We start from the raw sequence: 26046 nt of genomic DNA on the forward strand, positions 1-26046 counted from the left end.
TTGCCGCTGAGGCCTGCGCCCACCAGCATGCGTGCATGGAAATCACTCCCCGTTCGCGCTGGCACAGGCTGCTGCACCCGCTCAACCTCGCCGGCCTGTTGACCTGGCTGGCGGTAGCGGCCACCCTGCCCTATGGCTCCGGCGAGCAGATGGCCCTGCGCTGGGGCAGTGCCCTGCTGTTCCTGCTCGCCTTTCTGTTTGCCGCCAGCTACGAGCGCCCGTCGCCGCAGCGCAGCGTGGCGCTGCTGGTCGAGGCAGTGGCAGCGCTGGCGGTGATCCGCCTGGCCGCCAGCAGCGGCGTGGCGCCCGCCCTGCTGGTGATGCTGGCCGCGCAGGTGGCAATGAGTTGGCCACTGCGCATCACGCTGGTGGTGATGCTGCTGGTCAACCTGGGCATGTACCTGGTGCTGCGCGACGTGCACAGTCACCCGGCTGCGGTGGTGTTGATCTTCGCCGGCTTCCAGGCCTTCGCCCTGCTCACCACGCACTACGCGCGCAGCGCCGAGCAGGCGCGCGACCGGCTGGCGCTGGTCAACGCCGACCTGCTGGCCACCCGCGCCCTGCTCGCTGAAAGATCCCGCGACGTGGAACGGCTGCGCTTGTCGCGTGAGCTGCATGATGTCGCCGGGCACAAACTCACTGCCCTGCGCCTGCACCTGCGCGCGCTTGCCGGCCGCACGGATGCAGCGCCCGAGCTGGCCCTGTGCGAACAACTGTCCGCCGAGTTGCTGGGCGATATCCGCGCCGTGGTGCATTGCCTGCGCGACAGCGGCCAACTCGACATGGATACCGCCCTGCACGCGCTGGCCGCACCCTTGCCGCGCCCACGCCTGCAACTGCAGCTGGATGCCGACGTGCAGCTCAGCGATACCGCCAAGGCCGAAACCCTGCTGCGCTGTGTGCAGGAGGCGCTGACCAACAGTGCCCGCCACAGCGACGCCACGGTGCTGCAGGTTGCCCTGCAACGCCGCGACGGACGCTTGCTGCTGGCCATGGAAGACGATGGCCAGTTGCGCGGCGAACCACGCCCTGGCAATGGCCTGACCGGCATGCGCGAACGCGTCGACGAACAAGGCGGCAGCCTGCAGCTGCAACGTGCTGCTTCCGGTGCCCTGCAGATTCGTGTGGAATTGCCGGCATGAACGAATCCCCCCGCATTGCCCTGGTCGACGACCAGGCCCTGATCCGCGCCGGCCTGCGCGCCCTGCTGCAGCAACTTGGCATCACCATCGTGTTCGAAGCCGACAGCGGCGACGCCCTGCTCGAACAGATTGCACAGCAGCCGGTGCAGCTGATCCTGTCGGACATCCGCATGCCGGGCCTGGACGGCATCCAGGCCTTGAAAGCCCTGCGCGGGCGCGGCGATCAAACACCATGCGTGTTCCTGACCACCTTCGACGAGAGCGACCTGCTGCTGCGTGCCACCGAAGCCGGCGCACAGGGTTTCCTGCTGAAGGATGCGGCACCGGAGGACCTGCATGACGCCATCGTGCGTGCCATCGCCGGACAGACCTTGTTGCAGCCGGTCAGCACCGATGCGGTGCGGCAGCGTTATCGCTACCACGCCGATGACGCGCCGAAGGAGTTGTTCAGCCAGAAGGAAGTCGCGGTGCTGCGGCTGATGGCCGGTGGCTACAGCAACCGCGAGATCGCCGGCAGCCTGTTCCTGGCCGAAGGCACGGTGAAGAACTACGTGTCGACCATCCTCGACAAGCTCGACACCCGCGACCGCACCCGCGCGGTACTGAAAGCCATCACCCTGCGGGTGATCTAGCGCCACCGAACGAAGCCGTAGTGCCGAGCCATGCTCGGCAAGGGCTTTACTGTTAGCGTGTCCGCCGTTGTGGGAGCGGCGTAAGCCGCGAAGCCACCAGACCATCAGATCGCGAATATATCGGTTGTTCCAGCGTTGTTGGCTTCGCGGCTTACGCCGCTCCTACAACCGGTGCACAGGTAAAGCCCCTGCCGAGCATGGCTCGGCACTACGCACCTCGACCGTCACGTGCACGATCTCCTCGTGGATCGCCAAGGCGCGATGGAACACTTCCGGCGCCACCATGGTCTCGGTCACCACTTCCATCGCGCACGCGTAGCGGCCACCGCCAACCTGCCAGACATGCAGGTCACTGATCCGGGCAGGCACCTCCCCCTGCTCCACCGCCTCGCGGATTTCGGCCACGACCGGCGCGTCCATCTCCGCATCCAGCAGCACGCCGCCGGTCTGCCTGATCAGACCCCAGGCCCAGACCGACACCAGTACCGCGCCAACGATGCCCATCAGCGGGTCCAGCCAGGAGGCGCCGAAGTACAGGCCACCGAGCAGGGCGATGATCGCCAGCACCGAGGTCGCCGCATCGGCCAGCACATGCAGGTAGGCCGAGCGCTGGTTCAAATCATGGTGATGATGGTGGCCGCCATGCGCGTGGTGGTCATGCCCATGATCGTGACCATGATGATGGTGTTGATCGCGCAGCCACCACGCGCACAGCAGGTTCACCGCCAAGCCGACTACCGCGATCGCAATGGCCTGCTGGTAATGGATGGGACTGGGTTTGAACACGCGCAGGATGGACTCGAACGCCATGATCGCGGCAACCCCCAGCAACAGGATCGCGCTGGTGAACCCCGCCAGGATCTCGATCTTCCAGGTCCCGAAGGCAAAGCGTGGATCATCGCGGTAGCGCCGTGCGCAGGCATAGGCAAACGCCGCCAGACCGAGCGCCAGCGCATGCGAGCTCATATGCCAGCCATCGGCCAGCACCGCCATCGAGTTGAACCACCAGCCGCCGACGATCTCGATCACCATCATCACGATGGTCAGCACCATCGCGCGCCGGGTGTTCTTCTCCGCCATCGGATTGCCTTCGCTGAAGGCATGGCTGTGGCGGCGGGATTGAGCGAGCGCGTCGAGTTGCATGGCGATGAGCCGGGAGAAGGACGGCGTGATTCTATACCCCCAAGGGGTATATGATGCCAGCCATGGCTCATATCCAACGCGACAAGAAAAAGCTGCTGACCCGGGTGCGGCGCATCGCCGGTCAGGTAGCGGCCCTGGAACAGGCACTGGAAAGCGGCGACGACTGCGACGGCGTGCTGGTGCAGATCGCCGCCGCCAAAGGCGCCATGCACGGGCTGATGCTGGAAGTGATGGCCGGGCACCTCAGCGACCATGTCGTCGCGGAAAAGGACCCGGCCAAGCGCGCGCAGGAAGCCGAGGTATTGCTCGAGCTGATGAAGCGCCACGCGAAGTGACCGGTAGTGCCGAGCCATGCTCGGCAAGGGGCGTTACCCGCAACCCAACCAGCGGTTGTGGGAGCGGCGTCAGCCGCGAAGCTCACAAACCATCAGATTGCCAACACACCGGTGATTGCAACATTGCCAGCTTCGCGGCTGACGCCGCTCCTACAGCGGGTTTGCCGGTAAGGCCTCTGCCGAGCATGGCTCGGCACTACCTTGCGACCAGACGCTGTCGGTATGGCCCTGCTGCATGCGCAGTCGGGTGCGGTGCGCGATGTACAGCATCACCGGCACTGACAGCAGCGCAGTCAGGTCCACCGACCAACTGCCTGGGTGGTACCAGCTTCCGCCGATTCCCAAGGTGCCAGCAACACTGGACAATGGAATCGCCAACGTACACAGCGCACTCAACCACAGCAGCTCCACCGCAGCACGCGGCGCACCGCGCGCGAATGCCCAGGCGATGGCGGCGACGAATACCGCGTAGTAGATGCCCGTGTGCCAGACCTTCAGATCGGTGACCAGCGACGGCAGCCATTTGGTGGCGGCGATGCTGGCCGATATGCCGGCCACGCAGCCAAGTGATACGCCCACCGTCAGGCAGGCCAACACCCCGGCCGAACGCTTCTGCACTGGCGTTTCCGCGCCCTTGCGCTTGCGCCGCCGCGATTCCACCCACAGCAGGTTGCCGGTGTAGAAAAGCGCCGCGCCAGCCAGGCCCATCAGCAGGTACAACCAACGCACCGGGTTGCCACCAAAGCTGCCGAAATGCAACGCGAAGAACGCATTGACCACGCCGTTCCAGCCATCCATATGACCCGGCAGGTCATGCGCATCCACCTCACCGCTATACGGATCCAGATGGGTGCTGGCATACACCCGCGCACGCGTGCCATGGCGGATATCCAGTCCGGTCACCGTTGCTTCGACATGGCCGTCCTTGTTCTGGAAGCCGAAGCTCTGCACCTCGAAGCCCGGCAACTGCTGCTCCACCCGGCGCAGCAACTCAGCGGCCGGCAGCACTGCGGCCCCTCCGGGCGCTTCGGCGTGCTCCTCGTTCCACTCAATGCCTTGCGGATACACCACCGCCCCCTGCGCATCGTAGAACTGATCATGGAAGGCGAACACCACGCTGGTCAGCGCGATGACGATGTGGGACGGCAGGCTGAACAGACCCAAGGCGTTGTGTGCATCCAGCCACATGCGCTTGATGTTCTTGCCAATGCGCAGCGCGAACACATCCTTGCTCAAGGTGATCAGCAACACGATCAGGCCCGATACCAGGGCGACCGCATACGCCATCGCCACCGCGCCCATGATCGGCCGCGCGATGTTGTCCGGGAATGGCAGGCCAACCAACTGGTGCAGTGTATCCACCAGCTGCGCCACCGGTGCCTTGCGCGTCTGTGCAACCTGCAGGCTGCCATCGGCAGCGAAGCTGGCGCCGTACTCGGTGAACTGGCGGCGGCCCTGGCCGGGTGCGCGCTCCTGCCAATACACCCGCGCCGGTTGATCGGCATGCGGGCGTACCGACACGAAGTAACGCGATGCCGCCTTGGGGTGTTCGGCAAGCACCGCGGCCACCAACGCGTCGGCCTGTTGCAATGACGGTGCCGGCAACAACGTGGAAGGCGGCGTCGCCCAGCGCTCCAGCGGCTTCTCGAACATGGTGACCGAACCGGCATAGAAGGCGATGAACAGCATCAGCCCGCTGACGATGCCGATCCAGATATGCACGTCCTTGTAGACCTTGATGATGTCGCTGCGGATCTTCATGCAAGCACCTTCATGACATCACTCCACGCACCAGCCACAGCGCAGCGAAGCCCAGCACGTTGGCCGCGCCCAACCACAGCCAGGCACGCAGACTGTCGCGGAACAGATAGACGAAGGACAGCACCGTCGCCCAGATCGGTGCCATCAACCACATGTTGAACTGGTTCTTGCCACCGCCGGCATTGATGCCGTCAGGGCCTAGCCACGCGAACAGGCCCGACAGTGCCAGGGCCAGGCCAAAACCCAGCACCACGCCCGCACAGGTCTTGCCGAACCAATGGCAGCTTTCCAGCCGCGGTTTCGCCGCGTTCATACCGACCGTCCCGCGCGCACGCGTGCACGCCACGCACCAAGGAACGGGGCGAGCGACCACACCAGCATCAACAGCATCAACCAAGTGGTGATCGCTTCCAGTGGCGCCAGCAGCGGCCACAGCGCCACCAGTGACAGCAGCACCAGCAGCGTGCCCGGCCACCATGCATGGCGCGTCGGCCAGGGCCCGGCGGTGCGCAGCTGTTGCTGTGGCGAAGCGACATACAACAACAGTCCGCCAATGATGCCGGCCAAGATGCCGGCGAGTCCCAGCCACAGGTTCATGCGGCCTGCCTGCTGTGCGTGGTCGCGCGTCCTTGCCGGACGCGCATGCGATAGGGTTTTTTCATCGGGTCTGGCTCTTCGCTGGACATGCGCTGGCGGCACCTGCACGAACACGCAGGTGCCGCGCGTCGATCACCAGCTGAAACGTGCGGTGGCGGTGACGGTACGGCCGGTGCCGTAGTAACAGGACGACACGCCGCCGCAGGTGGAGACGAAGCGCTTGTCGGTGAGGTTGCTCAGGTTGAGCGCGAACTGCGTGCCGACCGCGCCATGCTGGCCGGCGTCGTAGCGGATCGCCGCATCCCACAAGGTGTAGGACGGGATCAGGTAGAGGTTGGCGCTGTCGCCGTAGCTGCTGCCGTTGTAACGCACGCCGGCGGCAACGCTCAGACCTTCCAGGCCACCGGCGACGAAGGTGTAGTCGGCCCACAAGGCGGCCGTCCAGTCCGGCACCATTGCCAACTGCTTGCCGGTATAGCCGTTGTTGCTGCGGGTGACCTCCGAATCCATCCAGCTGGCTGCGCCGATCAGGCTGAAGCCCTCCAGCGGGGTGATGCGCCCTTCCAGCTCGGCGCCACGCACGCGGCCTTCGCCGTCCTGCACCTGGCAATCCGCATTGCCGGCGGCACCGCAGGTATTGTGCGATTTGATCGGGTCGTTGGTGACGATGTTCTGCTGCCGCAGGTCGTAGGCCGACAAGGTCAGCAGACCATCGAACGAGGCCGGCTGGTACTTCAGGCCAGCCTCCCACTGCTTGCCGGTCACCGGGTCGAACGGCGTCTGCGTGTAACTCATGTTGGCATTGGTGCCAGCCGGCTGGAACGACTCGGCGTAGCTCAGGTAAGGCGTCAGACCGTTGTCGGCCACGTACAGCACGCCGGCATTGCCGGTGAACGCCCTGTCCTTGACCTTGGTCGGCACTACCGGGCGGTAGGTATTGGTGGCCACCGTATAGGCCTGGGTCCAGGTGTCGTCCTTGGTCCAGTCATGGCGGCCGCCGAAAGTCAGGCGCCACTTGTCGATGGCGATCTGGTCCTGCAGGTAAACGCCGGTCTGGCGGTTGATGCCGCCGCTGTAGTTGATGCTGGTGGTGACCGGCACGTAGTTGGTGTACACCGGATTGAAGATGTCGATATCGGCCGGGTTGACCATCGCACCACGCGCGCCGGTCCAGTCGGCTTTCTGCCAGTCCACGCCAAACAGCACGGTGTGCTCGACAACGCCGGTGCTGAATTTTCCGGTCAAGCGCGTATCGACAGTCTCGCCCTTGGAGTCGCCTTCGCCCCAGGTCGCGCGCCGCTTCTGGGTGCGGCCATCAGCGTTGAGCCCGCCATTGGTGACCACCGTGCGGAACACCGATTCAACATCGGTATGGCGCGCGCTCTGGCTCAGGGTCCAGTTGTTGTTGAAGCTGTGCTCGAACAGGTAACCCGCGGTCCAGATGGTGCGGTCGAAGGTATTCCAGTTGGGCTCACCGATGAAGGTGGTGTTCTTCATGTAGCCGTAGGCGGTGGGCCGCAGCGTGCCGGCCATCGGCAGGAACTGGTAGGTCGAGCCACCGTCGTCCTTCTGGTACAGGCCGAGCAGGGTCAGGCGCGTGCGTTCGGCGATCTGGAAGGTATAGCTGGGCGCCAGGAACCAGTGCTGCTGCTCGGTGCGGTCGATCTGGGTCTGGCCGTCGCGGTACAGGCCGACCAGGCGCAGCAGGTGGCGGTTGTCGTCGCTGCCGGTGCCAACGTCGAAGGCAGTGCTGTACTGGCCGTTGCCGTCGATGCCCAGGCGCAGCACCTGCTGCTGATCAGGCACCGGCGTCTTGCTGACCTGGTTGACCATGCCGCCCGGGGCCACCTGCCCGTACATCACTGCAGACGGGCCCTTGAGCACCTCCACCCGATCCAGGTTCCAGCTGTCGACCATGCTGCGGTTCCACTGGCTGCCCTGCGGCGCGCGCATGCCATCGATGGTGACATTGTTGGCCCAGCTGCCGGCGTCGAAGCCGCGGATGCGGAAGTCATCGACACGGTTGTCGATGCCGCTGCTTTCCAGCGACACGCCAGCCACGTAACGCATGGCCTCGTTGAGGTTCTGCACGCCGCGTGCGTCCAGTTCCTCGCGCGCGATCACCGAGACCGACTGTGCGGTTTCGGCGATTGCGGTATCGGTCTTGGTCGCGCCGGAAGTGTGGCCGGTGGTGCGGTAGGCATTGACCCGCACCGCATCCAGGGTCTGCGCGTCGGCAGCCGGTGCCGCGTCAGCTTCGGCGGCGACTACAGCAATCGGGAACAGGGCCGAGACGACGGCAAGGGACAACAAGGCCGGACGGAGACCGGCAGAAATACGGGGGAGGGACACGGATCAACCTGCACAGACAGAAGTATTGGCTGACTGCCCGGGCAGCGGCTGATGCGCTGATTATAGTAAATAATAACCATTCGCAACAACATTGCTGACACTGGCTGTTCTGCCACCTGCGTCGGTGCCGCCCGCCGAGGCCTGAATACCCGGCCCAAGGCGCGCTTTGCGCCAGCATGTAAAATGGCCAATTTTTAGTCAGGACCATGGCGAAAGCATCCGAACGGGCGCCCGTTCTGGGCCCGGCGTTCATTCGCCTGCTGGCCCGCTTCAATGACGAGGGTGCATCCCCTGCGGCACCTGCGGTGCCGGAGCGGCTGGCGCAGTGGTTCGACTGGAACCGTGCCATCACCTTGTCCAAGGCGCTGGACAACCCGCCGCCCGAGCCTGAACCCGGTGCCGCCTACGATCCGGCGCAGGATGCCGAATACACAGCTGCGCGAACCAAGCTGGTGGACGCCATCCAGGCCGAGATCGACCTGAGCCCGCCACGCAACCCGGCATCTGCCGACGCCGAGCTGCCGCCCGGCTTCGCCCCCTACCGCCAGCATTACCTGAACCAGCAACGGGCCATGCAGACCGTCAGCGGCCGCCTGCGCGGCCGCCTGCGTGACATGCTGGCGCGGCAATCCCCTGCCAAGGCACGCCTGGCCGAAGTCGACGCGGTGATGGAAGCCACCCTCAGCCCGCGCGAACACAGCCTGCTTTCCCATGTGCCGGTGCTGCTCGGCCTGCACTACCAACGGCTGCTCACTGCAGCCGCGCACGACCCCGCCGATGCCGCCGCATCGGATTCCACCGTGGCACCCACCGGCCCTTGGCTGGTCACGTTCCGGCAAGACCTGCGCATCGCGCTGCTGGCCGAACTGGATGTCCGTTTCCACCCCATCGATGGCCTGCTTGCAGCGCTACGCACCCGGTAATCCGTACCTCATGTCCAGAAACCTCGTCGCAGTCGTTGTCTTCCTTGTTGGCCTGTTGGCCGTGTGCTGGATCGGCATCGGCTATGCCGGCACCCATCCGCTGGCGGCGGTGGTCGCCGCGATCATCGCCGCCTGCTATCTGGCCGGCGCGCTTGAACTGTTCCGTTATCGCCAGGCCACCAGCACCTTGCAACAGGCCTTGCCATCCATCGGTGAAGCGGCAGACAACCTCGACGGCTGGCTCGGCCGCCTGCAGCCAGGCCTGCGTGGTCCGGTGCGCCTGCGCGTACAGGGCGAGCGCGTCGGCCTGCCCGCACCTGCGCTGACCCCGTATCTGGTCGGCCTGCTGGTGCTGCTGGGCATGCTCGGCACCCTGCTCGGCATGATGGCCACCCTGCGCGGCACCGGCCTGGCGCTGGAAAGTGCCACCGACCTCGATGCGATCCGCAGCTCGCTGGCCGCACCGGTCAAGGGGCTTGGTTTTGCCTTCGGCACCTCCATCGCCGGTGTCGCCAGCTCGGCCGCACTCGGCCTGCTGTCAGCCCTGCTGCGCCGCGAACGTGCGCAGGCCGTGCAGGAACTGGATTCCGGCATCGCCAGCCAGCTGCGCATGCATTCGCAGAGCTTCCAGCGCAGCGAGACCTTCCGCCTGCTGCAGGAACAGAACGCGCTGATGCCGACCCTGGTCGAGCGCCTGCAGGCCATGATGGGCAACCTGGAGCAGCAGCACCAGGCCAACAACGAACGCCTGCAGGCCAGCCAGCAGGAGTTCCACCAGCGCACCGAAGCGGCCTATACGCAGCTGGCGGCATCGCTGCAGCAATCGATGCAGGCCGGCATCAGCCAGCAGGCCAATGCGGTTGGCGCCGCACTGCAGCCCGTCGTTGATGCAACCATGGCGGGTCTGGCTGACAAGTCCAATGCCCTGCACGCCAGCATCGACAGCGCCGTGCACAAACAGCTCGAAGGCATCAATGCCGCCGTGCAGAGTGCGGCCGCAACTGCGGGCAGCAGCTGGAACAGCGCACTGGAGCAACAGCAGCGCAGCAACAGTGCGCTGACCGAACAGCTGCAGCAGGCACTTGCACAGTTCAGCAGCACCTTCGAGCAGCGCTCCAACAGCTTGATCGACGGCGTTGCCGTGCGCATGGAAGACAACGTCAGCCGCACTGCCGATGCCTGGCGTGATGCACTGGCACAGCAGCACAACGCGCATGACGAACTGGCGCAGCGCAATGAGCAGGCCTTGCTCGCGGCTTCTTCTGCGTTTGAACAGCACGCGCAGTCGCTGCTGTCTTCGCTGCAGCAATCGCACGAACAACTGCAGAACGCTTTCGTCGAACGCGACGAACAGCGTCTCGGCCAATGGTCACAGTCGCTGTCGGCAATGGTCGGCACGTTGGACAGCAGCTGGCAGCGCAATAGCGAAGCCGTCGCGCAGCGCCAGCAGCAGATCTGCGACAGCCTGGCGCAGACCACGCAGGCCATGAGCGAACAGCAGCAGGCACAGGCACGCGACACCATCGCCGAGATCTCGCGCCTGGTGCAGACCGCCTCCGAGGCGCCGCGCGCCGCCGCCGAAGTGGTGGCCGAGCTGCGCCAGAAGCTGTCCGACAGCATGGTCCGCGACACTGCCATGCTGGAAGAACGCGGCCACCTGTTGTCGACCCTGGAAACCCTGCTCGGCGCGGTGACCCACGCATCGACCGAGCAACGCAGCGCAGTCGACGCACTGGTCAGCACCTCGGCCGATCTGCTTGAACGCGTCGGCAGCCGATTCAGCACCCAGCTTGAAAGCGAGGCCAGCAAGCTCGACCACGCCGCCGCCAACGTCACCGCCAGCGCGGTGGAGATGGCCAGCCTGGGCGATGCCTTCGGCAGCGCCGTGCAGCTGTTCGGCCAGTCCACCGCGGCCTTGAACGAGCGCCTGCAACTGATCGAAAGCGCGCTGGACAAGTCATTGGCCCGCAGCGACGAGCAGCTGGCCTATTACGTCGCGCAGGCACGCGAAGTGGTGGACCTGAGCATGCTCTCGCAGAAGCAGATCATCGGTGAGCTGCAGCAGCTGGCCGAAGCCCGCGACAACGCCGGAGCCTGAGCGCGATGAGCGACGAAATCGAATTCGACGCCGAATCCAGCGCCACCACCTGGGCCGCGTTCGGCGACCTGATGTCGGTGCTGCTCGGCGCCTTCGTGCTTATCCTGGCCAGCGTGATCGGCATCCAGCTGCTATTGCACAACCGCCTGGATGAAGAGGTCAAACAGCGCCAGGAACAGACCGCCAAACTGAAGACGCTGGAGCAGGCGCTGGCCGCGCCATTGGCGGCTGGCCGCGTCACCGTCATCAATGGTCGCATCGGCATCAGCGGCAGCGTGTTGTTCGCGCTCAACTCCGACCAGCTGCAGCCGGAAGGCCGTGAGCTGCTGCAGAGCATCGCCGCGCCGTTGCGCGACTATCTGGGCGCACGCGAGGAAATCCTGATGGTCAGCGGCTTCACCGACAACCAGCCGGTGCGTGTGGTCAATGGCCGCTTCGCCGACAACCTGGAGCTATCGGCCGCGCGTGCGCTCACCGTCACCCGCACCCTGATCGCCGACGGCGTGCCATCGCAATCGGTATTTGCCGCTGCATTCGGCGCCGAGCAGCCAGTCAGCAGCAACGATGACGAAGCTGGCCGCGCCAAGAACCGCCGCGTCGAGATCGCGCCTATCCCGCGTCCCAAACAGGACGGCAAGGCCGATGCCGCGCAATGATGTCCGCTGACTCGGCAGCACTGACACAGCTGCAGGCATGGCGCGAGAGCGGCGCTGATCGCTGCGATCCGACACGTTTCGAATTGATCGCGGCGCTGGCGCAGCGTGCACAGCGCTATGCGGGCAGCGCGCGCGCGCAGCTGGATGCGCGCCTGTCACAGCTGACCGACGCGTATGCATTGCTTGTTGCCGCGGAAGTTGCGAAGCCTGCAGCAAAGTCTGGCACCGAAAGTCCTCTGCAATCACTGCTGCTGCAGCTGGAGGCAGATCCGCTGCAATACCAGTTGCCGTTGAGCACCTCCGACGCGCCTGCTGGCGAAAACGACAGCGGCGAAGGCACCGAAGCAGTGTTGATGCCGGCACTGGATGAGTTCCAGCAGCTATGGAGCCGCATCCGCATCGACAGCCTGCTGCGTCAGTGTCTGGACTCGTTGCCAGAAGATGCCGGACCACTGAATTCCAGCGTTCTGACCTATCGCGCGATGGCGCTGATGCAGGAGCTGTCGCCGGAGTATTTGCAGCACTTTATCGCCTACGTGGATGTGCTGACGTGGATGGAAGCGTTGGGCGCCAGCAGTCCGCAAGGCAACACTGGCCGCGCGGCCAGCGCCCGCAAGCCTCCGCGCGCGAGCACAGGCAAACGCAAAAAGGCCTAGCGCTTCAACACGCGCCGTTCATGCCAGCGGCAGCTGCAGACTGAACACCGTGGCTTGCGTTGTGGAGATCACCTGCACCTGCCCACCATGCGCCTGGGCGATGGCGCGGGTGATCGCCAGACCCAGGCCTGCGCCCTCACCATGGCCGCGCCCGCGCGAACGATCCGCGCGGTAGAAGCGATCGAACAAGCGCGGCAATACATCGGCAGGAATCGGCGTACCAGGATTGCTGACCTCGATGCTGCAACTTCCGTCACCGCTGCGGATGCGGATCTGTACCACGCCGCCCGGCGGGCAATGCTGGATGGCATTGGAAAGCAGGTTGGCAACGGCACGATGGATCATCAAACGATTGCTCTGCAGATCGGCATCGCCGTCGCGCTGCAGCTGCACCTGTTTGTCTTCGGCCAGCAGGCCATAGAATTCCAGCAGCGCATCCACCAGGCTGCCCAGCGCTACCCGTTCCCGGGTTGGCAACGCATCCACCGTTTCCGCCTGCGCCAGATACAACATGTCCGTCACAATCCGCGATAGCCGCTGCATCTCCTCGGCGCAGGAGCCAAGTGCATCGCGATAGGCGGCGTTGTCGCGTGGCTGCGCCAGCACCACATGCACCTGGGTGAGCAGGTTGGTGATCGGCGTGCGCAACTCATGGCTGAGGTCGGCAGAAAACTCGGACAACCGAACGAAATCGTTCTGCAGCCGCGCCAGCATGCTGTTCAAGGTCTGCGCGAGGTGATCTAGTTCGGCTGGTGCCGCGCCCACCGACAGGCGCCGGTCCAGATGCTCGGTGGTGATCTGCCTGGCTTCATCGGCCAGGCTTTGCAGCGGCCGCAACGTGCGCCGCACCACGTAGCCACCGAGCAGGCTGCTGGCGACCGCCGCCAAGATGATGCAGGCCGCAAGCAGCTGGTGGAAACCACGCAGGAATGGCGCATGGCGCGCACCGTCGATCGCCAACAACAAGGTCAATGGACGACCTTGCTGCATCTGGCGCAGATGCAGGACGATGAAGCGGGTGCCATCTGGCAGGCGCCACAGCTGCTGTCGCTGCTGCGCCGTCGGCGGATGCTGCTGCGCATAGGCCAGCAGGCTTGGTGGCGCGGTGGAGAACAGCGCGTTGCCGTCGGCATCACCGATCCAGAAGGCGATATCCGGATGATGGCCCAACGCTTCACCGAGCCGTTGACCTAGCTCCTGCGGCGGTACGGTCGCCGCCATATCGCTGATCAGTGCCGCCTTGTTCTCCAGCTCGGCCCGGTCCAGGGCATTGAAGTTGTGCCGCACCGCCTGGTCGATGGCGATGCCGAGCACCGCCATCACCAACACACTGATCGTGGCCAGCAGTGCGGTCAGTCGCCAGACGGTGGAGCGTCGCCGCGTCATGCATCGCCACCGGCGGCTGGCGCTTCCAGCACATAACCCATGCCGCGCACGGTGACGATGAGCTTGTCAGCGAAATCGTCGTCGATCTTGGCCCGCAGCCGGCGTACCGCGACATCGATGACATTGGTGTCGCTGTCGAAGTTCATGTCCCACACCTGCGATGCGATCAGCGAGCGCGGCAACACTTCACCACGGCGCCGCGCCAGCAGTTCCAGCAAGGCGTACTCCTTCTGGCTGAGCTGGATGCGGCGCTCGCCGCGCTGCACGCGGCGACGCAGGGTGTCCACCACCAGATCGGCGATGACGATGCGCTCTGCCTGCGGCTGCACCTGGCCGCGACGCAGCAGGGTGCGCACGCGTGCCAGCAGTTCGACGAAGGCGAAGGGCTTGACCAGGTAGTCATCTGCACCGAGTTCCAGGCCCTGCACGCGATCAGGAATGCTGCTGCGCGCGGTCAGGAACAGCACCGGCAACGGATTGCCGGCATCACGCAGCCGCGCCAGCACGCTCCAGCCATCCATGCCCGGCAACATCACGTCCAGGATCAGCAGTTGATAGTCGCCGCTGCTGGCCAGATGCAATCCGTCCACGCCGTCGGCGACCAGATCCACCACATAGCCGGCCTCCTCCAGTCCCTGGCGCAGATAGCTACCGGTCTTGGGCTCGTCTTCGACGATCAACAACTTCATTGCAGGTCCTAGAAGCAGCGCTGGCTCAGGCGGTGGGGTCAAGCGTACCCAGTACGGCGACACATGCCAGCACCAGCAGCGCCAGCAATGCTTCCAGCGCTAGGCTGCGGCGTAGTGCCCGCAACGGATGCACTGCTCGGGTCTGCAAGGCGGCAGCCAGGGCTGGCACCAGTCGCCAGCGGTGCAAGGCTGCCAACAGCAGCATGCCGGCAACCAGCAACAGCTTGAACGATAACCAGCGCCCATGGGTGGTGCCGGTCAGACTGGCCAAGCTACCGCCCAGGTCGATGTAGCTGATGCTGCCGGTAATGGCCAGCGCCGCGACGATGATCGTACCGGGCAGCGCGAAACCACGCAGGCCGGCCAGCAGCGCCGCTGCGCGTTCGCCTGACGGTTGTTGCTGGCTGCGCCTTAGCAGGCCCAGCAAGGCCATAATGGCGCCCAGCCACGCGCCGGCGGCAAGCAGGTGGATGATGCCTGCCGACAAGCGCGGCCAGCCCTGCAGATAGTCGCCGGCACCGGCATGACCGTTCCAGGCAAGACTGGCCAGCGCGATGGCGGCCAATGCGGTCTGTGGCAGCAGCTGACGCGCGTGCTGCCGCCGTGGCAGCAACAGGAGCAGCAGCAAGGCCAGCACCGCGCCGCGTACCAGCGCGGCGCGTCCGGCGGTGGTGGCACCGATGAACCAGGCCAGATCATCTACCCCCAGTGCATCCGGTGCGATGTCGAGCAAGGTGGATACGCGCAAAGTCGCGTCCAGCAACACCACGACAAGACCAACGATGGCCAGCAGCAGGCCCCAGCTGCACCAGCCCAGCAGCGGTGCCAAGCGCTGACTACGCGCGAACAGCGGCACGCCGAACAGCAGCATCAGATCCACATACAGCAGCAAGCGCAGCGCATAAACAAAGGACTCGGACATCTTCCAGCCTGCTTACTTGACGCTGAAATCGATCTCGCCACTCATCGGGTGGCTGTCCGATCCCACCGTGCGCCACTGCAGGCGGTAGTTGCCCGGTACCAAGGGTGCAGTGGGCACGGTGCGCAGGGTGCGGCCGTCGGCAAGTACCTGCGCGGGCGCCACTGCCACCTTCATCCACAAGCGACCATGGCCCATGAACAACTCGGCGCGCGTTCCGCGTGCCAGCAGAGCTTCGCTGAAGGTCACATCGATCTGCGTTGGCGCGGCAACCGCAGCGTTGGCAGCAGGGCTGGAGCCCAGCACACGCGGATGCGCCATCGCCGTGGCCGACAAGAGGAAGCCAGCCAGCAGCACGGTGGCAGTGGAGAGAGAAAAACGACGAAGTGATGACATGACCGGCACCTGCAGGAGAGGTGCTCAGGCTAGGCGCGCGCAGCTGTCATCGGCCTGACCTGGAGATTACGAAACTGTCAGGAACGCCGTGCAGAACCCACAGGCGGAGCAGGAGAGGCCACCAGCCTGGCATTTGCTGCAGGAACTGCAGGAGCGGCGTAAGCCGCGAAGCTGACGATGCTCAAACCTTTGGCAGCTGTGTCATCTGATGATCTTCTTGCTTCGCGGCTTACGCCGCTCCTACAAAAAATCCGACACCAGAGGTCTGGCGTCGGATCCTGGGTTGCTCAAATGCTCAAGGGAACAGCATTGGCGGATATCCCGCCTTTGTCGTCTACGAGAGCTTGATCGGGTAGAGATACATAACCCGACTCTGACCCCGGTTTTGCTTACTTCAGCGCGGGGGTATCCACCAACACCAGCTCGGAGTCTTCCAACGCGGTGATGCGGATGCTGGTCTCGCCGCTGATGGCAGCGCCATCGCGCGCTTCCAGCAGCACGCCACTGACGTCGACCTTGCCGGTGTTCGGCACCAGGTAGCCGTAACGGTTGGCATCGGTGAAGTGATACTCGGTGCTCTCGCCGGCCTTCAGCGTGGCGCCCAGCACGCGGGCGTTGGCGCGGATCGGTAATGCATCGTCGTCACCTTCCATGCCACTGGCCAGGGTGATGAAGCGGCCCGAACGCTCGCCCTTGGGGAAGGGCTTGCTGCCCCAGGACGGCTTGCCACCGCGCTGGTCCGGGAAGATCCAGATCTGGAAGATCCTGGTGACGCCGGCCTCCAGGTTGTATTCGGCGTGGCGGATGCCGGTGCCGGCACTCATCACCTGCACGTCACCTGCTTCGGTACGGCCCTGGTTGCCCTGGTCGTCCTTGTGGCTGATGGCACCTTCGCGGACGTAGGTGATGATTTCCATCTCGGCATGCGGATGCGGCGGGAAGCCGGTGCCAGGCTGGATGGTGTCGTCATTCCAGACCCGCATCGTGCCCCAGTTCATGCGCTTGTTGTCTTGGTACTCGGCAAACGAAAAGTGGTGCTTGGCATCGAGCCAGCCGTGATTGGCTCCACCAAGGCTGGCAAATGGGCGACGTTCAATCATGGCGTTCTCCTGAAAGCGGTGGGGTTTCGATGGGAGAAAGTCTAGGCCTGCACCTCAACATCGAGAATAGAAAGTATGGAAAAGCATTCTTTCCATTTATGACATGATCTCCCTACCCCGCCCCGCGAGCCGCCGCCATGAACCGTCTGCCTGACCTGGAAGCCTGGGCGATCTTCGCCAAGGTAGCCGAAGCCGGCTCCTTCGCCCGCGCCGCCGAAGAGCTGCAGTTGTCGCAGGCCACTGTTTCCAAGGCCATCACCCGGCTGGAGACGCGCATCGGCACCAGCCTGTTCCACCGCACCTCGCGACGCATGTCGCTGACCGCGGCCGGTGAAGCGGCGCTGGAGCGGGCAGCGCGCATCCTCGACGAGGGCGAGGCGGTGGAGGCCGAAGTAGCCGATCGTTCGGCGGCGCTGCGCGGCCTGATCCGGCTGGCGGCACCGATGTCGTTCGGGGTATCGCGGCTGGCACCGCTGCTGCCGGCCTTCATGCAGGCACATCCGGACGTGGAGCTGGACATCCAGCTCAGCGACCAGATGGTGGATCTGGTGGCCGAGCGCTTCGACATGGCGCTGCGCATTTCCACCTTGGCCGACTCCAGCCTGCGCGCACGCCAGCTATGCCAGGTACGCATCCTGCTGGTCGGGTCGCCAGCCTACTTCGAGGCCCACGGGCGTCCCAACCATCCGCGTGATCTGGTCCAGCACCGCGGTTTCCAATACAGCTATACCCGCAGCGGCAATACCTGGCGCTTCCGCCACCCGCGCCATGGCGAGTTCGCGCAGACCGTGCCGCGCCAGCTGCAGGCCAATAACGCCGAAGTATTCGATGCCGCCCTGCAGGCCGGCTTGGGGCTGGCCCTGCAGCCGGAGTTCCTGGTCTGGGAGCAACTGCGCGACGGCACGCTGCAGACCGCGATGGACGATTGGAAAGTGGAGCCGCTGGCGCTGAGTATCATCACCCCACCCGGCCTGCATCGGCCGGCACGGGTGCAGGCCCTGATCGACTACCTGGCGCAGCAGCTGGAACAGGAACCATGGGCAGCCCGCCTTCCTGTATCACACTGACCCTGCGCAGTCCGCACACAACATGCGGCACCTCTACAATCCGTGCGTGCATTCCCGCGCGCCAGACTTTCTTTCCTGTCCATGAAACATCTGTTCAACGTCCTGCTGCTGTCCCTGCTCCTTGCCAGTCCTGCCGTACAAGCCAGCGATACTCCCGAATCCGTTGCCCGCGCCTATATCGCGGCCATCAATGCCAACGGGATGGAGGCCGGCGCGGATTTCTTCCATCCGGATGAGCAGAAGCGCCTCAAGGACATGTTGCAGCCGGTATACGACGCGATACCCGAAGATGACCCCGCGCATGGCATGGGTAATGTGCTGCGCAAGATGCAGGCAGACGAGTTCGCGCGCCGGATGATGCGCTTGAGCGAAGCGCAGTTGGACGGTGCACGCGTCGTGGTGGATCGGTTGGATATCCTGGGGTCGGTCGCAGAGGGCGAAACCGTGCATCTGGTCGCGCGCACCAATTTCACCATCGGCGCCGTCAGCTTCTCCAAACTGCAGGTGATCAGCCTCAAACCTTATCAGGATGGCTGGAAGCTGCTGCTATCCGGCGATATCGAAGGCATGGTCCAAGGAATGCAGCTGCGTGGCATGGTGCCGCGCTGATCGCGCGGCCATCATCAATACAGGGCAGGCTCAACGAGCCGACGTGGTTGGATAGGCCAGCATCACCACCAGGTCTTCTTCGCCAGTCTGCTGCAAGGCATGGCTGCTGCCACTGCGGGTAAGCAGGGCGTGGCCGGGGCCGACTTCGTATTGCTTGCCATCAAGCACATACAGGCCGCGGCCGCTGACGATGTAGTAGATCTCGTCCTTGTGCTGCGGATGCAGGCCGATGCCGGCGCCCTTGTGCAGCACGCGCTTGCGCATCACGAAGGGCAGATCGCTTACGTCGGCAAAAAACGAATAGGCAGTGGTCGGTCCAGCGCCGCCGTGTGGGCCCGGTTGCTGGCGACCGATGTCCTGCTCGCGGATGACCTGTGAGCCGTGCGGATTGCCTGCATCCTGCACCGGTGCCGCAACCGCCGGTGCCGCGACACTTGGCGTGGAGACAGCAGTGCCCTGCCCTGCGCTGATCGCGCCGCAATCGATATCACGCTTCAGCGTCGCTTTCATCTGCGGTGCGATCTCGACCCAGCCACGCATCACCTGGCAGGCAACCGCAGTTGCACCGGCTACGCTGAAATGGGTGCCATCGGCCTTGTTCTGTTCGGGCACGAACATGAAGTAGGGCTTGGCGCCCTGCTCGCCCAGCGCGCGTATCCACGCCATCGAGCTTGCGTTGAGATCGATCAGCTGCACATTGTGCTGTTTCGCCACCTGCTTCATCGCCTGCGTGTAGCGGCCGTGTGTATCCAGCAGCGCACCGAAGTCGTAGAGCAGCCGCGCAACCGGGGTGATCAGGATCGGTGTTGCACCCTTGTCGCGCGCGGCAGCAATGTAGCGCGAGAGGAATTGCGGATAGTCGCTGTCCGGATCGGTGTAACGCGTTGGATCCTCGCGCTTGGCATCGTTGTGACCGAACTGGATCAGCAGTACATCGCCTGCTTGCAGTTCCTTTTCGATTGCCTCCAGCCGCCCTTCGTTGATGAAGCTGCGGGTGCTGCGACCGCCGACGGCATGGTTGCGTACCTGCCATTGGCTCACATCCAGCCAGCTTTGCAGCGCCTGGCCCCAGCCGGCCTGCGGCGCGCGTTCAGGGCCGTAGCTGGCTGCGGTGGAGTCTGCGGCTATGAAGATGCGGTGGGTTGGCGCTTGGCATTTGGCTTGGAAAGCAAATGCAAACGCGAAAATGCCGACTAGAAAGGATGCATGAAATTGCATGGGCTGCTTCTGCTCAATAGCCCCTCTCCCCTTGCGGGAGAGGGGTTGGGGAGAGGGGTAGCGATCGAAGAACGCTGCTTTCATCAGTTCCACCGCCAAGAAGCAAGCGTGCTGCGCACGCCTCCCCTCTTCCGCCCTGCGGGCACCTTCTCCCTCAAGGGGAGAAGGGCTGGATCCAGGTTTCATCGTGATCTGATGGCACACGATCAATCGCAAACAACAAAGGCGCCCGCAGGCGCCCTTGTCTGCCCGCAAGGGCGCTACCGCATGCGTGGGCTTACTTGCCCAGCACGCTCTTCACGTAGGCGACGATGGCGTCGTCCTTGGCATTGTCGAAGAACGCCTTCTGGAAGCGCTCGCCGCCAACGGCCTGCTTCACCAGTTCCTGGTCGATGGACTTCAGGCCCTCGACGAAGTCCTTGGAGGCGCCCTGCTTCACCTGCGCCAGGATGCCGGCATTGGCCATCTGCGATTCCTTGCGCTCGGCCGGGTAACCCTGGCCGCGCTCACCGGCAAATGCCTTCTCGAAGATGTAGCGGATGTTGATTTCCGCACCCCAGCCAAAGCCCTTGGCGAACGGCAGGGCCAGCGCGTTGCCGCTGTTGACCTGGGCGAACAGGAAGGCGTCGGTTGGCTCGATGCAGTAGCCGCAGAACACGCCCGGCCATGCATTGAGCGACATCATCGCGCCCTGCCCGGTGCCGCAGCCGGCCACCACGAAATCGACGGCCTTGGCGTTGAGCAGCAGCGCTGCGCAGATGCCCAGGTGGATGTAGGTCAGGCGGTGATCGTTGTCACCGTCCATGCCGACGTTGAAAACGTCGTGGCCCTGCTGGGCGGCGACGGTGTTGAGCTGTTCCAGCACCACCGGGTTCTTGGCGGCCTGGCTGAACTCCTGCATCAATGCGATTTTCATTGCGTGACTCTCGATTAGGGGGAAACGTTGTTGGTGATGAGGTGGAAGCAAAAGCAAAAGCTCCCCTCATCCGCCCCTTCGGGGCACCTTCTCCCGCATGCGGGAGAAGGGAAATCTGTGCTGCGCGCGACTGCAGCTTGGCTGCCTGCGCTCGCTATCGCTGTGACTGTCGCTGTCGCGCCCGCCTTTGCTTCTGCTTCGGCTGTTGCTTCTGCTTTGGCTTCGGCTTTGGCTTCGGCTTTGGCTTCGGCTTTGGCTTCGGCTTCGGCTTTGGCTTCGGCTTTGGCTGTTGCTTCTGCTCCTGCCTTGGCTCTTGCTTTCCCCTCTCCCGCCTGCGGGAGAGGGGTAGGGGTGAGGGCGCTTCTGGCTCTTCAGCTTTACGCTTCTTAACAGCCTTTCAACTGCGCCTCACCACCTTCAATCCTCAGCGCGCCAACCAACCACCATCAACCGGAATGATCGCGCCGTTGACATAATCCGACGCGCTCGAGGCCAGGAACACCGCGGTGCCGCCCAGGTCTTCCGGCTTGCCCCAGCGGCCGGCCGGGATGCGGTCCAGGATCGCCTTGTTGCGGTCTTCGTCAGCACGCAGCTGGGCGGTGTTGTCGGTGGCCATATAGCCCGGGGCGATGGCGTTGATGGTCACACCCTTGCCTGCCCACTCATTGGCCAGCAGGCGGGTGATGCCGGCGATGCCGCTCTTGGAAGCGGTATACGACGGCACCCGCACGCCGCCCTGGAAGGACAGCATCGAGGCGATGTTGATGATCTTGCCGCTGCCCTGGGCAATGAAATGCTTGCCGGCGGCCTGGCTCATGAAGAACGCGGACTTGATGTTGACGTTCATCACGTCATCCCAATCCTTCTCGCTGAAATCCACGGCATCAGCACGACGGATCAGGCCGGCGTTGTTGACCAGGATGTCCAGGCGACCCAGACCGGCAATGGTTTCGGCAACCACGCGCTCGACCGGCTCGATGCTGATCAGGTTGGCTTCGATGTTGAGAAAGCGGCGGCCCAGCGCGCGCACCTTCTCGGCGGTCTCGTCGGCCGGGACGATGCCGGCGCCGGCAATGTCGGCACCGGCGGCGGCCAGCGCCAGCGCGATGCCCTGGCCCAGACCGGTATTGGCACCGGTTACCAGGGCGACCTTGCCTTCGAGACTGAATGGATTCGTCATGCTGTTCCTCTCCCAGAGCGGTAGTTCGATGGTGCTGTCAGCGGTTGGCGCCGCAGCGGTGCGATGGCGCCGGGTCGGGCCCGGTCAACACATCTGTCCAGTGGCCCGCCAGGTTTGCAGTGCGGGCCTGCCGGGCGATGATAGCCAATTATGGAAACCGGTGTCATTTTGCACTGCAAGATATCCGGTTTTCTTTTCAAAACAAAAACTTGGGTTTCTTCAGTCCTGCGGCGGCTGGCAGGAATCGCGCACGATCAGATGCGGGCGCACGCTGGCCAGGGGCAGGGCGTTCTTGCCCTCCGGCTGGATCAGCATGGCGGCCGCTGTTCTCCCGGTGTCACGGGTATTGCGGCGCACCGAAGTCAGCGATGGCCACAGCCGCGATGCCAGCGGGCTGTCGTCGTAACCGACCACCGACAACTCGCGCGGGATGTTGATGCCGGCGCGCATGGCCACCTTGTAGACGCCGGCCGCCATTTCATCGTTACCGGTGAAGATGGCGGTGGGGCGCTGCTTGCCCAGCAGCAGCTTCTCGGCCGCGGCCACACCGGATTCGAAGGTGTAACCGGCCTCGATGATGCGCGCCGGCGGCAGTTCGATGCCACGCCGCTCCAGGGCTTCAAGGAAGCCGGCGGTGCGCTCATGGGCCGAGCGGTAGGCGGTGGGGCCGGTGATCAGGGCGATGTCGCGGTGGCCCAGCGACAGCAGGTAATCGGCCGCTTCGGCGGCGCCGTCACGGTCGTGGGTGATCACCATCTGCGAGGTTTCATCCAGCGGCAGCGAGGCGATGCGGGTGAAGCGGCAGCCGATCTCGTCCAGCATGTCGGCCAGCGCCTGGTCTTCCGATGCACGCGGCACCAGGATCACGCCGTGCAGCTTCTGCTGCTGCACGAAGCGCTTCACGCCCTCGATGTAGCCGGGGCTGCGGGTGTCGCAGGGGTGCACCACCAGCTCGAAGCTGGAGCCGCGCAGCGCATCCAATGCACCGTTCTGCATATCCACCACGTATTGCGCGGTGGGGTTGTCGTAGACCATGCCGATCAGGAACGAGCGCCGGAACGCCAGCCCGCGGGCCAGCGGGTCGGGCGTGTAGCCGACCTCGCGCATCAATGCTTCCACCTTGTCGCGGGTGTCTTTGCGCACCAGCGGCGAGTTGTTGATGATCCGCGAGACCGTCTTCTTGGAAACACCCGACAGCCGCGCGATGTCGTTGATGGTGGCGGGCCGCCCCAGTGACTGGGACGTGGCGGCGGCGTCGGCTTTCTTGCGCAAGGCGATGTCCTTGAAACCGTTCAATACATTCATTCTATCGGGCCGCGCTCAATCCAGTGCGCGGTAGCGGAACTGGCGGAAGTGGACCTTGCCATTGCCGGCGGCGTAGATGGCCGGCTTCAGCGCAAGGAATTTCCCCGCCACATTGTGATGGTAGCCGGAGACTTCCATCTGAACAGGGTATTTCTGCCAGGTCCGGCCGTCCTTGGAGCTGTGGATGGTGAGGATGTGGCGGTTGTTGCTCACCCGCAGCCACAGCTTGCCGCCGGTGGCACTGGGCTGGGGCCGGGTGGGGCGCTCCTCGCCATAGCGGTGCAGGATGAACTGCTCGCCATTGCTGCCCACGCCAGCGTACAGGCGGTCGCTGTAGAACAGCAGGGCGCCAGCGAAGGCACCGGGCTCGATGTCCATCTCCACTTCAAACTGATAGGCGACGTCGCCAGCAATCGCGGTCAGCGGTGAGCTGTCACGCGGGGTCGTGCCCTTGCCCTGCAGGCTCATGCCGTCCTTGTCGAAGGACAGGCGCTGGTACTCCTCGCGGGTCGGGTTGAAGAACGACCACTGCGGGCCGAGCTTGCCGCCCTTGAAGTCATCGGACAGCGCCATGCCATGCGGCACCGCTTCACCGGACGGCTTGGCCAGCGGCGCGCCCAGATCGCCGCCCTTGGCCACGAACCAACCGTCGTCGGTCCACTCGATCGGCTCCAGCAGCATCTGCCGGCCCAGCGTCCAGTAACCGTTCTCGTAGCCGTGGTACATCATCCAGCCGCGGCCATCGGTGCCTTCGATCAGGGTGGCATGGCCACGCGACCACCACGGCTCGGCGCGATCGACGGTGCGGGTGATGGGGTTGTTGGGTGCGTTTTCCCACGGCCCGTGGATCGAGCGCGAGCGTGCGGTGATGACCATGTGCCCCGTCGGCGGACCGGCGGTGCCGCCGACCGCGGTGGTCATGTAGTACCAGCCATTGCGCTGGCTGATCTTGGGACCTTCCTGGGCATAGGACTCCACGTCCCAGCTTTCCGGGTAACGCCAGCCGTCATAGACATGCCTGGGCTTGCCCACCACGCTCAGGCCGTCATCGCTGATCTGCACGTAATCGCCACCGGACAGGAACAGGTAGCGCTTGCCGTCCTCGCCCACGGCGTGGCCGGGGTCGATGTAGCCGGACAGGCCGATGTCGATCGGCTCGCTCCACGGGCCCTTGATATCGTCGGCCCAGACCACGAAGTTGCTGCGCGAGTCGCCGGTGCGCGCCGGGAAGTAGATGAAGTAGCGGCCGTCGTGCCTGATGATGTCCGGCGCCCAGATCGCGCCGACGTTGGTGGTGATGGCATGGCCCAGCGGCTGCCAGTTGACCAGGTCGCGCGAGTGCCAGATCGGCAGGCCGGGATAGGCATCGAACGAGGACAGGGTGAGGTAGTAATCATCACCGTCCTTGAGTACCGATGGATCCGGGTGATCGCCGGCCAGCACCGGGTTGAGGAAGCTGCCATTGCCCAGGTCGGCCATGCGCTGGTGCTCGATGCCACGCTTGGGACTGATCGGTGCATCGGCAGCCCAGGCTGGCGCGGCGGCCAGCAGGCATGCGGTGGCCAGCGCGGCCAGGCTACGGGTCACGTTCATCGACATCTCCAGGTTGAAGGCGCGGCGGATACGCCAGCGTCAAACCACGGCTGCGGACAGGCGCGAACCTGTCCGCAGCGTGCATGCATCAGCTACGCAGCAGGGCCGGCAGCCACAGCGACAGTTCGGGGAAGAAGGTCACGATCAACAGCACCAGCAGGCCGGCCATCCAGAACGGCCAGATGGTCTTCATGCTTTCGCCGACGCTGATCTTGCCGATGGCGGTACCGATGAACAGCACCGAGCCCACCGGCGGCGTGACCAGGCCGAGGCCACCGGTCAGCACCAGCACCAGGCCGAAGTGGATCGGGTCGATGCCATAGGCCTTGGCCACCGGCAGGAAGATCGGCGTGCAGATCAGGATCATCGGCGCCAGGTCCATGAAGGTGCCCAGCAACAGCAGCATCACCACGATCATCAACAGCACCATGTACTTGCTGTGGGCGAACGACTGCAGGAACTCCACCGCCGCCGCAGGCACCTGCAGGTAGGCCAGCAGCCAACCGAACACCGCAGCGGTGGCGATCACGAACAGGATCACGCCGGTGCTGCGCGCCGCATGGATGACGGTCTCGAAGAACTCCTTGATGCGCAGCTGGCGGTACAGCACGGTGGTCACCAGCAAGGCGTAGACCACGGCGATGGCAGCCGATTCCACCGCGGTGAAGATGCCGGCGCGGATACCGAAGAAGATCAGGCCGACCAGGCCGAGGCCGGGCAGGGCGGCAACCAGTCGCAGCAGCACCGCGCGCCAGCCCGGGAAGGCTTCCACGCCGTAACCACGACGACGCGCGACCACATAGCCGGTGACCATCAGCACCACCGTCATCAACAAGGCCGGCACGATGCCTGCGGCGAACAGGTCGGCAATGGACAGGCCACCGCCGGCCGCAGCCGAGAACAGGATCAGGTTATGCGAGGGCGGCACCAGCAGCGCCACCAGTGCGGCGGTGATGCTGACGTTGACCGCGAAGTCACGGTCATAACCACGTTTGACCATCTGCGGAATCATCGTGCCGCCCACCGCCGATACGTCGGCAATTGCCGAACCCGACACACCGCCGAAGAACAGCGAGGACAGGATCGAGACCTGCCCCAGGCCACCACGCAGGCGCCCGACCAGCGATGAGGCCAGCGAAATCAGGCGCTCGGAAATGCCGCCGCGCATCATGATTTCACCGGCAAAGATGAAAAGCGGAATGGCGATCAGCGAAGCCGAGCCGGTGCCGGCGGAGATCTGCTGCACCAATACGATGCTGGGAATATCCAGATACAGCAGTGTGGCCAACGCGGCAGCGGCAAGCGCATAGGCCACTGGCACGCCGATCAACAACAGCACGCCGAATACGGCGAAAAGAATTGCGATACCCATG

25 protein-coding genes are annotated in these 26046 nt (G+C 64.6%); 9 read left to right on the top strand and 16 right to left on the bottom strand.

Translation table 11 applies throughout. The features are described from left to right. The first annotated feature begins 35 nt into the window (after positions 1-35). Both RT131_RS10815 and RT131_RS10820 read left to right on the top strand, forming a co-directional pair. Positions 36-1142, top strand: a complete 1107-nt coding sequence (locus RT131_RS10815; RefSeq protein ID WP_313172819.1) for a histidine kinase — start codon at positions 36-38, stop codon at positions 1140-1142. After that, complete coding sequence (locus tag RT131_RS10820; protein WP_313172820.1) at positions 1139-1774, top strand: response regulator transcription factor; 636 nt, start codon at positions 1139-1141, stop codon at positions 1772-1774. The genes RT131_RS10815 and RT131_RS10820 overlap by 4 nt, the downstream gene beginning before the upstream one ends. A 162-nt stretch (positions 1775-1936) precedes the next feature. Here RT131_RS10820 and dmeF read toward each other — a convergent pair whose 3' ends face one another. Next, positions 1937-2917, bottom strand: a complete 981-nt coding sequence (gene dmeF, locus RT131_RS10825) for a CDF family Co(II)/Ni(II) efflux transporter DmeF (protein ID WP_313172821.1) — start codon at positions 2915-2917, stop codon at positions 1937-1939. Positions 2918-2979: 62 nt separating this feature from the next. On the opposite strand from dmeF, the gene RT131_RS10830 reads away from it, so the two are divergent. Beyond that, positions 2980-3252: a metal/formaldehyde-sensitive transcriptional repressor gene (locus tag RT131_RS10830; RefSeq protein ID WP_313172822.1), complete on the top strand. Its 273-nt coding sequence runs from the start codon at positions 2980-2982 to the stop codon at positions 3250-3252. A gap of 150 nt (positions 3253-3402) precedes the next feature. Here RT131_RS10830 and RT131_RS10835 read toward each other — a convergent pair whose 3' ends face one another. The 4 genes from RT131_RS10835 to RT131_RS10850 form a co-directional block, all read right to left on the bottom strand. Then, positions 3403-5013: a PepSY-associated TM helix domain-containing protein gene (locus RT131_RS10835; RefSeq protein WP_313172823.1), complete on the bottom strand. Its 1611-nt coding sequence runs from the start codon at positions 5011-5013 to the stop codon at positions 3403-3405. Between the two features lie 10 nt (positions 5014-5023). Then, complete coding sequence (locus RT131_RS10840) at positions 5024-5326, bottom strand: hypothetical protein (RefSeq protein ID WP_313172824.1); 303 nt, start codon at positions 5324-5326, stop codon at positions 5024-5026. Further along, positions 5323-5610, bottom strand: coding sequence for a hypothetical protein (locus tag RT131_RS10845; RefSeq protein ID WP_313172825.1), 288 nt, complete (start codon positions 5608-5610; stop codon positions 5323-5325). The genes RT131_RS10840 and RT131_RS10845 overlap by 4 nt, the downstream gene beginning before the upstream one ends. A gap of 132 nt (positions 5611-5742) precedes the next feature. Then, complete coding sequence (locus tag RT131_RS10850; RefSeq protein WP_313172826.1) at positions 5743-7920, bottom strand: TonB-dependent siderophore receptor; 2178 nt, start codon at positions 7918-7920, stop codon at positions 5743-5745. A gap of 248 nt (positions 7921-8168) precedes the next feature. Here RT131_RS10850 and RT131_RS10855 point away from each other — a divergent pair, with 248 nt between their 5' ends. From RT131_RS10855 to RT131_RS10870, 4 genes are read left to right on the top strand one after another with little or no spacing between them, the layout of a single operon-like run. Continuing rightward, positions 8169-8885 (top strand): DUF3348 domain-containing protein, encoded by a 717-nt coding sequence (locus tag RT131_RS10855; RefSeq protein WP_313172827.1) that lies wholly within the window; start codon positions 8169-8171, stop codon positions 8883-8885. Between the two features lie 10 nt (positions 8886-8895). Beyond that, a complete protein-coding gene (locus tag RT131_RS10860) occupies positions 8896-10983 on the top strand; it encodes a DUF802 domain-containing protein (protein WP_313172828.1) in 2088 nt (695 codons plus the stop codon). A gap of 5 nt (positions 10984-10988) precedes the next feature. After that, positions 10989-11639, top strand: coding sequence for an OmpA family protein (locus RT131_RS10865; RefSeq protein ID WP_313172829.1), 651 nt, complete (start codon positions 10989-10991; stop codon positions 11637-11639). Beyond that, positions 11636-12295: a DUF2894 domain-containing protein gene (locus RT131_RS10870; protein WP_313172830.1), complete on the top strand. Its 660-nt coding sequence runs from the start codon at positions 11636-11638 to the stop codon at positions 12293-12295. Before RT131_RS10865 ends, RT131_RS10870 begins: the two co-directional genes overlap by 4 nt. Positions 12296-12313: 18 nt before the next feature. Here the strand turns inward: RT131_RS10870 and RT131_RS10875 are convergent, their stop codons facing one another. The 5 genes from RT131_RS10875 to RT131_RS10895 form a co-directional block, all read right to left on the bottom strand. Continuing rightward, complete coding sequence (locus RT131_RS10875; RefSeq protein ID WP_313172831.1) at positions 12314-13681, bottom strand: heavy metal sensor histidine kinase; 1368 nt, start codon at positions 13679-13681, stop codon at positions 12314-12316. Continuing rightward, positions 13678-14370: a heavy metal response regulator transcription factor gene (locus tag RT131_RS10880; protein ID WP_313172832.1), complete on the bottom strand. Its 693-nt coding sequence runs from the start codon at positions 14368-14370 to the stop codon at positions 13678-13680. The genes RT131_RS10875 and RT131_RS10880 overlap by 4 nt, the downstream gene beginning before the upstream one ends. Positions 14371-14395: 25 nt before the next feature. After that, entirely contained in the window at positions 14396-15292 is an 897-nt protein-coding gene (gene copD, locus RT131_RS10885; protein ID WP_313172833.1) for a copper homeostasis membrane protein CopD, read from the bottom strand. Between the two features lie 12 nt (positions 15293-15304). Further along, complete coding sequence (locus tag RT131_RS10890; protein WP_313172834.1) at positions 15305-15685, bottom strand: copper resistance protein CopC; 381 nt, start codon at positions 15683-15685, stop codon at positions 15305-15307. Between the two features lie 389 nt (positions 15686-16074). Continuing rightward, positions 16075-16785: a pirin family protein gene (locus tag RT131_RS10895; RefSeq protein ID WP_313172835.1), complete on the bottom strand. Its 711-nt coding sequence runs from the start codon at positions 16783-16785 to the stop codon at positions 16075-16077. A 137-nt stretch (positions 16786-16922) separates the two neighbouring features. Between RT131_RS10895 and RT131_RS10900 the strand changes: the two genes are divergently transcribed. Both RT131_RS10900 and RT131_RS10905 read left to right on the top strand, forming a co-directional pair. Continuing rightward, on the top strand, positions 16923-17852 hold the full coding sequence (locus RT131_RS10900; RefSeq protein WP_313172836.1) for a LysR family transcriptional regulator: 930 nt from the start codon (positions 16923-16925) through the stop codon (positions 17850-17852). Between the two features lie 81 nt (positions 17853-17933). After that, positions 17934-18461 (top strand): hypothetical protein, encoded by a 528-nt coding sequence (locus tag RT131_RS10905; protein ID WP_313172837.1) that lies wholly within the window; start codon positions 17934-17936, stop codon positions 18459-18461. Between the two features lie 30 nt (positions 18462-18491). On the opposite strand, the gene RT131_RS10910 is transcribed toward RT131_RS10905, so the two are convergent. From RT131_RS10910 to RT131_RS10935, 6 genes are all read right to left on the bottom strand, one after another. Then, entirely contained in the window at positions 18492-19679 is a 1188-nt protein-coding gene (locus RT131_RS10910; protein WP_313172838.1) for a GDSL-type esterase/lipase family protein, read from the bottom strand. Positions 19680-19956: 277 nt separating this feature from the next. Next, positions 19957-20595: an RpiB/LacA/LacB family sugar-phosphate isomerase gene (locus RT131_RS10915; RefSeq protein ID WP_312368917.1), complete on the bottom strand. Its 639-nt coding sequence runs from the start codon at positions 20593-20595 to the stop codon at positions 19957-19959. Between the two features lie 424 nt (positions 20596-21019). Further along, entirely contained in the window at positions 21020-21775 is a 756-nt protein-coding gene (kduD, locus tag RT131_RS10920; protein ID WP_313172839.1) for a 2-dehydro-3-deoxy-D-gluconate 5-dehydrogenase KduD, read from the bottom strand. Positions 21776-21994: 219 nt separating this feature from the next. Beyond that, complete coding sequence (locus RT131_RS10925) at positions 21995-23053, bottom strand: LacI family DNA-binding transcriptional regulator (protein WP_313172863.1); 1059 nt, start codon at positions 23051-23053, stop codon at positions 21995-21997. 42 nt (positions 23054-23095) lie between these two features. After that, positions 23096-24679, bottom strand: a complete 1584-nt coding sequence (locus tag RT131_RS10930) for a family 43 glycosylhydrolase (protein ID WP_313172840.1) — start codon at positions 24677-24679, stop codon at positions 23096-23098. Between the two features lie 82 nt (positions 24680-24761). Then, entirely contained in the window at positions 24762-26045 is a 1284-nt protein-coding gene (locus RT131_RS10935) for a TRAP transporter large permease (RefSeq protein WP_313172841.1), read from the bottom strand. Position 26046: the final 1 nt, after the last annotated feature.

The sequence above is a fragment of the Stenotrophomonas sp. genome, assembly GCF_032066555.1.
GTDB lineage: Bacteria > Pseudomonadota > Gammaproteobacteria > Xanthomonadales > Xanthomonadaceae > Stenotrophomonas.

Bases quoted from the DNA above. Each gene is read 5' to 3' on its own strand.
- RT131_RS10815 (WP_313172819.1), top strand. From the start codon at position 36: ATGGAAATCACTCCCCGTTCGCGCTGGCACAGGCTGCTGCACCCGCTC.
- RT131_RS10820 (WP_313172820.1), top strand. From the start codon at position 1,139: ATGAACGAATCCCCCCGCATTGCCCTGGTCGACGACCAGGCCCTGATC.
- dmeF (WP_313172821.1), bottom strand. From the start codon at position 2,917: ATGCAACTCGACGCGCTCGCTCAATCCCGCCGCCACAGCCATGCCTTC.
- RT131_RS10830 (WP_313172822.1), top strand. From the start codon at position 2,980: ATGGCTCATATCCAACGCGACAAGAAAAAGCTGCTGACCCGGGTGCGG.
- RT131_RS10835 (WP_313172823.1), bottom strand. From the start codon at position 5,013: ATGAAGATCCGCAGCGACATCATCAAGGTCTACAAGGACGTGCATATC.
- RT131_RS10840 (WP_313172824.1), bottom strand. From the start codon at position 5,326: ATGAACGCGGCGAAACCGCGGCTGGAAAGCTGCCATTGGTTCGGCAAG.
- RT131_RS10845 (WP_313172825.1), bottom strand. From the start codon at position 5,610: ATGAACCTGTGGCTGGGACTCGCCGGCATCTTGGCCGGCATCATTGGC.
- RT131_RS10855 (WP_313172827.1), top strand. From the start codon at position 8,169: ATGGCGAAAGCATCCGAACGGGCGCCCGTTCTGGGCCCGGCGTTCATT.
- RT131_RS10860 (WP_313172828.1), top strand. From the start codon at position 8,896: ATGTCCAGAAACCTCGTCGCAGTCGTTGTCTTCCTTGTTGGCCTGTTG.
- RT131_RS10865 (WP_313172829.1), top strand. From the start codon at position 10,989: ATGAGCGACGAAATCGAATTCGACGCCGAATCCAGCGCCACCACCTGG.
- RT131_RS10870 (WP_313172830.1), top strand. From the start codon at position 11,636: ATGATGTCCGCTGACTCGGCAGCACTGACACAGCTGCAGGCATGGCGC.
- RT131_RS10875 (WP_313172831.1), bottom strand. From the start codon at position 13,681: ATGACGCGGCGACGCTCCACCGTCTGGCGACTGACCGCACTGCTGGCC.
- RT131_RS10880 (WP_313172832.1), bottom strand. From the start codon at position 14,370: ATGAAGTTGTTGATCGTCGAAGACGAGCCCAAGACCGGTAGCTATCTG.
- copD (WP_313172833.1), bottom strand. From the start codon at position 15,292: ATGTCCGAGTCCTTTGTTTATGCGCTGCGCTTGCTGCTGTATGTGGAT.
- RT131_RS10890 (WP_313172834.1), bottom strand. From the start codon at position 15,685: ATGTCATCACTTCGTCGTTTTTCTCTCTCCACTGCCACCGTGCTGCTG.
- RT131_RS10895 (WP_313172835.1), bottom strand. From the start codon at position 16,785: ATGATTGAACGTCGCCCATTTGCCAGCCTTGGTGGAGCCAATCACGGC.
- RT131_RS10900 (WP_313172836.1), top strand. From the start codon at position 16,923: ATGAACCGTCTGCCTGACCTGGAAGCCTGGGCGATCTTCGCCAAGGTA.
- RT131_RS10905 (WP_313172837.1), top strand. From the start codon at position 17,934: ATGAAACATCTGTTCAACGTCCTGCTGCTGTCCCTGCTCCTTGCCAGT.
- RT131_RS10910 (WP_313172838.1), bottom strand. From the start codon at position 19,679: ATGCAATTTCATGCATCCTTTCTAGTCGGCATTTTCGCGTTTGCATTT.
- RT131_RS10915 (WP_312368917.1), bottom strand. From the start codon at position 20,595: ATGAAAATCGCATTGATGCAGGAGTTCAGCCAGGCCGCCAAGAACCCG.
- kduD (WP_313172839.1), bottom strand. From the start codon at position 21,775: ATGACGAATCCATTCAGTCTCGAAGGCAAGGTCGCCCTGGTAACCGGT.
- RT131_RS10930 (WP_313172840.1), bottom strand. From the start codon at position 24,679: ATGTCGATGAACGTGACCCGTAGCCTGGCCGCGCTGGCCACCGCATGC.
- RT131_RS10935 (WP_313172841.1), bottom strand. From the start codon at position 26,045: ATGGGTATCGCAATTCTTTTCGCCGTATTCGGCGTGCTGTTGTTGATC.